The sequence below is a fragment of the Bhargavaea cecembensis genome, assembly GCF_000826125.2.
GTDB lineage: Bacteria > Bacillota > Bacilli > Bacillales_A > Planococcaceae > Bhargavaea > Bhargavaea cecembensis_B.
The window spans coordinates 344,930-351,466 of sequence record NZ_LN651372.1 but is presented as its reverse complement, the minus strand read 5'-3'; the positions used below and the strand labels follow the sequence as shown (position 1 = coordinate 351,466).

The 6,537-nt window shown below is 62.4% G+C and carries 10 protein-coding genes and 2 pseudogenes; 8 read left to right on the top strand and 4 right to left on the bottom strand.

Annotated elements, in window-relative coordinates; all coding sequences use genetic code 11:
• From BN1189_RS16355 to BN1189_RS04575, 6 genes and pseudogenes are all read left to right on the top strand, one after another.
• A pseudogene (locus tag BN1189_RS16355) lies at positions 1-135 on the top strand (bifunctional hydroxymethylpyrimidine kinase/phosphomethylpyrimidine kinase); the annotation flags it as partial.
• Between the two features lie 22 nt (positions 136-157).
• Positions 158-790: a thiamine phosphate synthase gene (thiE, locus tag BN1189_RS04600; protein ID WP_052455634.1), complete on the top strand. Its 633-nt coding sequence runs from the start codon at positions 158-160 to the stop codon at positions 788-790.
• Positions 791-822: 32 nt separating this feature from the next.
• Positions 823-1,311 carry an energy coupling factor transporter S component ThiW gene (gene thiW, locus BN1189_RS04595; RefSeq protein ID WP_373604611.1) on the top strand — a complete coding sequence of 163 codons (489 nt, stop codon included), beginning with the start codon at positions 823-825 and terminating at the stop codon, positions 1,309-1,311.
• Positions 1,312-1,365: 54 nt separating this feature from the next.
• Entirely contained in the window at positions 1,366-1,998 is a 633-nt protein-coding gene (gene thiE / locus BN1189_RS04585) for a thiamine phosphate synthase (RefSeq protein WP_052455634.1), read from the top strand.
• The gene (gene thiW, locus BN1189_RS04580) at positions 1,995-2,501 is read left to right on the top strand and encodes an energy coupling factor transporter S component ThiW (protein ID WP_257125372.1); all 507 of its coding nucleotides are present in this window, start codon (positions 1,995-1,997) and stop codon (positions 2,499-2,501) included. The genes thiE (BN1189_RS04585) and thiW (BN1189_RS04580) overlap by 4 nt, the downstream gene beginning before the upstream one ends.
• A 326-nt stretch (positions 2,502-2,827) precedes the next feature.
• Complete coding sequence (locus tag BN1189_RS04575) at positions 2,828-3,358, top strand: GrpB family protein (protein WP_052455633.1); 531 nt, start codon at positions 2,828-2,830, stop codon at positions 3,356-3,358.
• An 81-nt stretch (positions 3,359-3,439) separates the two neighbouring features.
• Here the strand turns inward: BN1189_RS04575 and BN1189_RS04570 are convergent, their stop codons facing one another.
• A complete protein-coding gene (locus BN1189_RS04570; RefSeq protein WP_257125371.1) occupies positions 3,440-3,622 on the bottom strand; it encodes a histidine kinase in 183 nt (60 codons plus the stop codon).
• A 48-nt stretch (positions 3,623-3,670) separates the two neighbouring features.
• Complete coding sequence (locus tag BN1189_RS04565; RefSeq protein WP_143242243.1) at positions 3,671-3,967, bottom strand: spore coat protein D; 297 nt, start codon at positions 3,965-3,967, stop codon at positions 3,671-3,673.
• Positions 3,968-4,120: 153 nt separating this feature from the next.
• Here BN1189_RS04565 and BN1189_RS04560 point away from each other — a divergent pair, with 153 nt between their 5' ends.
• Positions 4,121-4,525, top strand: coding sequence for a thiol-disulfide oxidoreductase DCC family protein (locus BN1189_RS04560; protein ID WP_040225977.1), 405 nt, complete (start codon positions 4,121-4,123; stop codon positions 4,523-4,525).
• A gap of 75 nt (positions 4,526-4,600) precedes the next feature.
• Here the strand turns inward: BN1189_RS04560 and BN1189_RS04555 are convergent, their stop codons facing one another.
• Both BN1189_RS04555 and BN1189_RS04550 read right to left on the bottom strand, forming a co-directional pair.
• Positions 4,601-4,726, bottom strand: coding sequence for an LPXTG cell wall anchor domain-containing protein (locus BN1189_RS04555; protein ID WP_082194141.1), 126 nt, complete (start codon positions 4,724-4,726; stop codon positions 4,601-4,603).
• Between the two features lie 73 nt (positions 4,727-4,799).
• Entirely contained in the window at positions 4,800-5,999 is a 1,200-nt protein-coding gene (locus BN1189_RS04550) for a DUF3238 domain-containing protein (RefSeq protein ID WP_040225975.1), read from the bottom strand.
• Between the two features lie 223 nt (positions 6,000-6,222).
• On the opposite strand from BN1189_RS04550, the pseudogene BN1189_RS15975 reads away from it, so the two are divergent.
• Positions 6,223-6,537 (top strand): annotated as a pseudogene (locus BN1189_RS15975) (hypothetical protein); the annotation flags it as partial.

Sequence of the window (6,537 nt, the reverse complement as noted above, 5' to 3'; positions counted from 1 at the left end):
GGTGCGAAAAAATTCATCCAGGCGGCGATCTCCGACGGTCTCGGCCTCGGGGCGGGCCACGGGCCGACGAACCACTGGGCATTCCACCGCCAGGGCGGCATGACGATGAAAGGGGCGGTTACCGTTGAATCGTGAAAGTCTCGCTCTGTACTTCATCATGGGAAGCCGGAATGCGGCCGGCCGTGATCCGCTCCAAGTGCTTGAGGCGGCTCTCCGCGGCGGGGTGACGTGCTTCCAGCTGCGTGAAAAAGGGAAGGGAAGGCTTGTAGGGGAGGAACTGCATGCATTCGGCGCCGCATGCCGGGACCTCTGCCGCTCTCACGGCGTCCCGTTCATCGTCAACGATGACGCCGGGCTTGCGGTATCGCTCGGAGCGGACGGCCTGCATATCGGCCAGGAAGACGGGGATATCAGGGAGGTTCGGGAGCGGATCGGCGGCGATATGACACTCGGCGTGTCCGCCCATGACCCGGAGGAGGCCCGTGCAGCCGTGCAGGCCGGGGCCGACTACATCGGCATGGGCCCCGTCTATGCGACTTCTTCCAAACCGGATGCCCGTCCGGTTGCCGGAACGGAGCCGATCCGCGCCGCGCGCCGGGAACACCCGGAACTCCCGATCGTCGGGATCGGCGGCATCGGGGCGGCCAATGCGGCGCCGGTCATCCGTTCGGGAGCCGACGGCGTGTCGCTCATCACCGCCATCTCGCATGCCCCCGATCCGGAGCGGGCGGCGCATGATCTCCGGCGGACGGTGGATGCCACACTCATTGAAAGCGGGGCGATCCGGTGAACGGGAAAACGAGAACCCTCATGCTCATGGCGATGTTCACCGCCATCGCCGTCGCCGGATCCGTCTTCGTTTCATTCCCGGCGGGCGTGGCGCGGGCCTATCCGGTCCAGCACGCGGTGAATGTGATCGCCGCCGTCCTGCTCGGGCCGGGGCCCGCCGTCGGCATCGCCTTCCTCACGGCGCTCGTCCGGATCCTCACCGGCACCGGCTCGCTGCTCGCCTTTCCCGGCGGCATGATCGGTGCCCTGCTGGCCGGGCTGCTGTACCGGAAAACCGGCCGCGCCTGGACGGCCGCCGCCGGGGAAATGACCGGAACGGGCGTGATCGCCTCGCTCGTCGCGGCCCCGTATGCGAACCTCTTGATGGGCGCCTCGGCCGGCGCGCTCTTCTTCCTGCCGGCGTTCCTCGTCTCAAGCGNGGTGCGAAAAAATTCATCCAGGCGGCGATCTCCGACGGTCTCGGCCTCGGGGCGGGCCACGGGCCGACGAACCACTGGGCATTCCACCGCCAGGGCGGCATGACGATGAAAGGGGCGGTTACCGTTGAATCGTGAAAGTCTCGCTCTGTACTTCATCATGGGAAGCCGGAATGCGGCCGGCCGTGATCCGCTCCAAGTGCTTGAGGCGGCTCTCCGCGGCGGGGTGACGTGCTTCCAGCTGCGTGAAAAAGGGAAGGGAAGGCTTGTAGGGGAGGAACTGCATGCATTCGGCGCCGCATGCCGGGACCTCTGCCGCTCTCACGGCGTCCCGTTCATCGTCAACGATGACGCCGGGCTTGCGGTATCGCTCGGAGCGGACGGCCTGCATATCGGCCAGGAAGACGGGGATATCAGGGAGGTTCGGGAGCGGATCGGCGGCGATATGACACTCGGCGTGTCCGCCCATGACCCGGAGGAGGCCCGTGCAGCCGTGCAGGCCGGGGCCGACTACATCGGCATGGGCCCCGTCTATGCGACTTCTTCCAAACCGGATGCCCGTCCGGTTGCCGGAACGGAGCCGATCCGCGCCGCGCGCCGGGAACACCCGGAACTCCCGATCGTCGGGATCGGCGGCATCGGGGCGGCCAATGCGGCGCCGGTCATCCGTTCGGGAGCCGACGGCGTGTCGCTCATCACCGCCATCTCGCATGCCCCCGATCCGGAGCGGGCGGCGCATGATCTCCGGCGGACGGTGGATGCCACACTCATTGAAAGCGGGGCGATCCGGTGAACGGGAAAACGAGAACCCTCATGCTCATGGCGATGTTCACCGCCATCGCCGTCGCCGGATCCGTCTTCGTTTCATTCCCGGCGGGCGTGGCGCGGGCCTATCCGGTCCAGCACGCGGTGAATGTGATCGCCGCCGTCCTGCTCGGGCCGGGGCCCGCCGTCGGCATCGCCTTCCTCACGGCGCTCGTCCGGATCCTCACCGGCACCGGCTCGCTGCTCGCCTTTCCCGGCGGCATGATCGGTGCCCTGCTGGCCGGGCTGCTGTACCGGAAAACCGGCCGCGCCTGGACGGCCGCCGCCGGGGAAATGACCGGAACGGGCGTGATCGCCTCGCTCGTCGCGGCCCCGTATGCGAACCTCTTGATGGGCGCCTCGGCCGGCGCGCTCTTCTTCCTGCCGGCGTTCCTCGTCTCAAGCGTAAGCGGCGCCCTGATCGGCCTTGTGATCGCCCTGCGGCTGGAGACGGGAACAACGCTGAACATGCGGTCGCATCAATCGGGATGACGCGCCCGAAGATTCGTGACGCAAGACACGGGCGTGGAGCGTTGTGTATCTGAGGCGAAACGTTGCGTATCTTTGGCAAAGCGTTGTGTATCTAAGGGGAAACGTTGCGCATCTTTGGCAAAGCGTTGTGTATCTGAGGCGAAACGTTGCTTATCTGAGACAAAACATTGTATTTCCAAGCAGAAACGTTGAATATCTGTAAACGAAAAAAGCGGAGGCACCGGCCCCCGCTTTTCTGATTTTATTATACCATAGAACAGAAAGAAAGTTCAGTCTATTTTTATTTGTCCCCTTCCTCTAGAGTGAAGAGCAGGAGGGGATTCAGTATGGAAGGATTGCCGAAGGGGAAAGTATTTCTCGTGCCGGATGACGGATGGTGGGCAGATTCATACCGGCAGGAGGCGGAATTGCTCGGCCGGCTGCTCGGGCCGGACGTTCGCGGGATCGAGCATATCGGAAGCACGGCGGTACCGGGCATCCGGGCCAAGCCGCTCGTCGACCTGCTTGTCGGGGTGGAGGATCTGGAAGCCGTTGACGGGTTTGATTACAAGGCGCTCGCCGTGCACGGTTATTACAAGCTCGGCAACAAGCCGATCGACGGCAAGCGGGTACTGGCAAAGTTTTCCTGTCTGGATCCGCCCGTGAAGACTCATGTTGTCCATGTGGTTGAGCAGGGGGGCCGCTGGTGGCGGGAGCATATCCGGTTCCGCGACCGGCTGCGCGGGGACCCGGCACTCGCCGGGGAATACGAGGAACTCAAGCAGTCCCTGGCCGCCCGCTACCCCGGCGATGAAGCGGCCTACGCGGATGCGAAGCTGCCGTTCGTCCGCCGGGTCCTTGCCGGAGAAGAGCTCTAGTCCGTCCGCCTGCCGGAGCCTAAAAGGCCGATGCGTCCCGGCGAAAAATAAAAAAACCCCGCCGAGGCGGGGGTGCGGCGTCTACTCCTCCGGTTCTTCCGGAAAGAGGAACCAGGAGAGGACGCCGCTGAGAAGGGCGGCGCCGATCGCCATATACAGGCGGTGGAGTTCCGGAACTTCCTGGAATTCCTTGTTGAGGTACCACCAGGCGACGCCGGCGACAATCAGCATGATCGGTATGGCGAATTTAAGTGCACGTTTCACTAGGGTCATCCTTTGGCTCGGTTGTTACGGCTAGTTTATCATATTCCGTCAGCAACGGTCGCCGTGGAAGCCGCAATGGCCTCCGTGGCCGCCAAAGCCGGGATCATAGATGTCGCGGCCCGGTACCGAAGCGGATGTTTCAGTGAAATAGTGACGGGGCACGTTGACGACGTTCTGGCGGTTGACGTTCACAACCGGGTGGACGAACGGAACTTCGCGCTCGGTGAAGGAGTCGTGGAACCGGTAGGTCGTCGGGCAGATGACCGGCCGCGCGCGGCCGCAGGAACCGTGGTGATTCATGTGGTGCATATGGTGCATGTGATCCATGTGATGATGGCGATGCATGAGAACACACCTCCTTTCTCCGTTCCTCTATTAGATGCGGCCGGCGGCCGGGACAGGTGGACGCCTGTCACGGCTTCCGCCGGTTTGCATGCCGCCGGGACGGGAATAAGAATAGAAACAACAGCGAAACCCGCCCGGAAGGAGGAAACCCGCATGAAAAAGGAACGGATCGTGCTGTTCGACGGGGAGTGCAACTTCTGTGACAAAAGCGTCCAGTTCATCATCAAGCGCGATCCCGTCGGACATTTCAAATACGCCTCTCTGCAGAGCGATGTCGGCCGGGAGTTGAGGAAGAAGCACAATATCCCGGACGATGTCGACTCGATGGTGCTGATCGAAGGCGACCGGGCCTACACGAAATCGGCCGCCGCCCTTAATATCGCGAAGAAGCTGGACGGGCTCTGGCACCTGTTGTATCTGTTCATCCTCGTGCCGAAGCCGATCCGCGACCGCGCGTACGATTACGTCGCAGAAAACCGGTTCAAGTGGTTCGGCAAGAAGCAGGTCGATGCATGCATGCTGCCGCCGCCGGATATCCGCAAGCGGTTTCTGGCTTGAACGATCTCATCAAATAAAGGCTGTACGGGATCCGGAGTCCCTCCGGCGTCCCGTGCAGCCTTTTGATTTGGCTCGTCACCGGTTCTTCCTTTTCCTTCTCAGGAAAAAGAACAGGGCGAGGAGCAGAATAATCACCAATCCGATGATGACCAGTGTCGGCGTGTCATAGATGATGAAATACGAGTCTTTCGTTTCGTACATGTCTTCACCTTCCCGTCTTCACCTTGCACTGTGCCATTTCATTTCGGGCCCGTCAAGCGGGCTTTCCGCGCGTTCATTCAAAATTCGATGTGTTCCAGTGCTGGTAGGCGACCACCTCGGACATGTGGGCAAGGCCTTTTGATTCCGCCCGGTGGATCGGGAACCAGCCGTCGCCCTTGTCGAGATACACTTCATGATGAGGGGCCTGGTCGTGATAACCCGTCACTTCGAACGTGCCGTGGCGCCGGAGCACCGCATGGACTTCATAGTCGATCGTCGGGGCGGGGGTGATCGGGTTGCCGACCGAATGCTCCAGCTCGAAGCCGAATTCGCGCCCGTCATGCTCGAGCGGCTCGATCGTGAAGTCGTCGATCGAGGCCGTCCCTTCCTCGCGCTTGCGGCCGGTGATCCCATAGGCGACGGTCTTACCGGCCTCTTTCTTGAAAATAAGCGGGCAGCCGGGGTCCGTATAGGAAAGCGTCACATCGCCGCGCGTCCGGAAACTCCCGCCTTCCGGATCGAAATGACGCCCGTCCCCGTCAAACGTCCGGTTCGGCGACGTGATATTCGGGTTGCCGACCTGCTCTTCGGCAAGGAAAGTCGTGTAGCGGAACCGCCATTTCGCGACCGGCTCGGGCTCCCGCCACTCCTCGACCGGCAGCAGCATCTCGCTCGGCCGGCCGATCATCTTCGTCAGCCAGAACTCCTCGGTGACGTCCTCGCGGGTGGTGGACTCAGGATTGAACAGGCCGACGATCCGGCCGAGTACCGATTTCGGCGAACTCATCGGCTCTTCCGAATCCTGTGCGGGGCGCGTCGCTCGGACGGAATAGACGGACGGGGCGTCCGGCACTTCCCTGTCAATGAAATGAGTGCCCTCGCTCTCGCCGAGAAACACGCCGTCGCGGTACACTTCGTAGCTCTCCACGTCCCGGATCTTCTCCCAAGAAAGGGCGACCTGTGACTTCGCAACGATTGTGGTCACGACAAGCTGGCGCACGGGATTGGCCGTGTCTTTCTTCATTTTCAATGCGGACGTCTGCATGCGGATCACGTCGGTGACCCGGCCGCGGCCGTCCAGGCACTCGACGGCGTAATGGTACATCTTTCCGTGCATCACATCTTCATCCGAATAATCACAGACCGGCCCCTCCTGGACGAGCCGGCCCTCCTTGTACACCCGGTACGATTCACCCGGATCATCCCAGTCAAACTCAATCGATCCCTCGCGGTGGACGACGGACCGGATTTCAAAACGATCAGCTTGTTCCAACTCGCTCACACTCCTTCTCTCCCCGAACCGCCACTGTCTCCGAGTATGGGGACGCATTGTTTTCTCTATACCCGGTTGAAGGAGAGTCTACCACCACAGATCATCGGCCCGGCGGATCGGCGGACGCCCGCACTCCGGAAAAAATCTTCCGGATTCTGAAACGTCCGGGGCCCCCCGCCCGTAAAAGAGAAAAGGAAATCCAAAACGGAAAGAGGGTCACCTCATGATTAACCTGATTTTATTCTCCATCATCGCGGGGCTCGTGCTGGCGTTGCTCGCGGTGCCGTTCCGGATGAGCCGGAAAGTGAAGGAAGAAGGAAAGCTGACTGTCGAGCCGGTCAGGACTGCGCCGCTCCTCATCGGGTCGGCGATTGCGGCGGCGGTGGTCGTGTTCGTCGTTTACTACGCGGGGAACATCGACCGGAACTGGACGTCGCTCTGGCCGGCGGTCGCCGTTGCGGCGGTCCTCGGCGCCGTGCTGTCCGCCGGGAGCGAGCGGAAGCTGCGGACCCTGCTGTCGCTCGCCGCGCTCGCGTTT

What these genes read in the sequence shown, in the direction of transcription:
- BN1189_RS04565 (WP_143242243.1), bottom strand. Translation starts at nt 3,967, where the DNA reads ATGCATCGCCATCATCACATGGATCACATGCACCATATGCACCACATG.
- BN1189_RS04560 (WP_040225977.1), top strand. Translation starts at nt 4,121, where the DNA reads ATGAAAAAGGAACGGATCGTGCTGTTCGACGGGGAGTGCAACTTCTGT.
- BN1189_RS04555 (WP_082194141.1), bottom strand. Translation starts at nt 4,726, where the DNA reads ATGTACGAAACGAAAGACTCGTATTTCATCATCTATGACACGCCGACA.
- BN1189_RS04575 (WP_052455633.1), top strand. Translation starts at nt 2,828, where the DNA reads ATGGAAGGATTGCCGAAGGGGAAAGTATTTCTCGTGCCGGATGACGGA.
- thiE (WP_052455634.1), top strand. Translation starts at nt 158, where the DNA reads ATGGGAAGCCGGAATGCGGCCGGCCGTGATCCGCTCCAAGTGCTTGAG.
- thiE (WP_052455634.1), top strand. Translation starts at nt 1,366, where the DNA reads ATGGGAAGCCGGAATGCGGCCGGCCGTGATCCGCTCCAAGTGCTTGAG.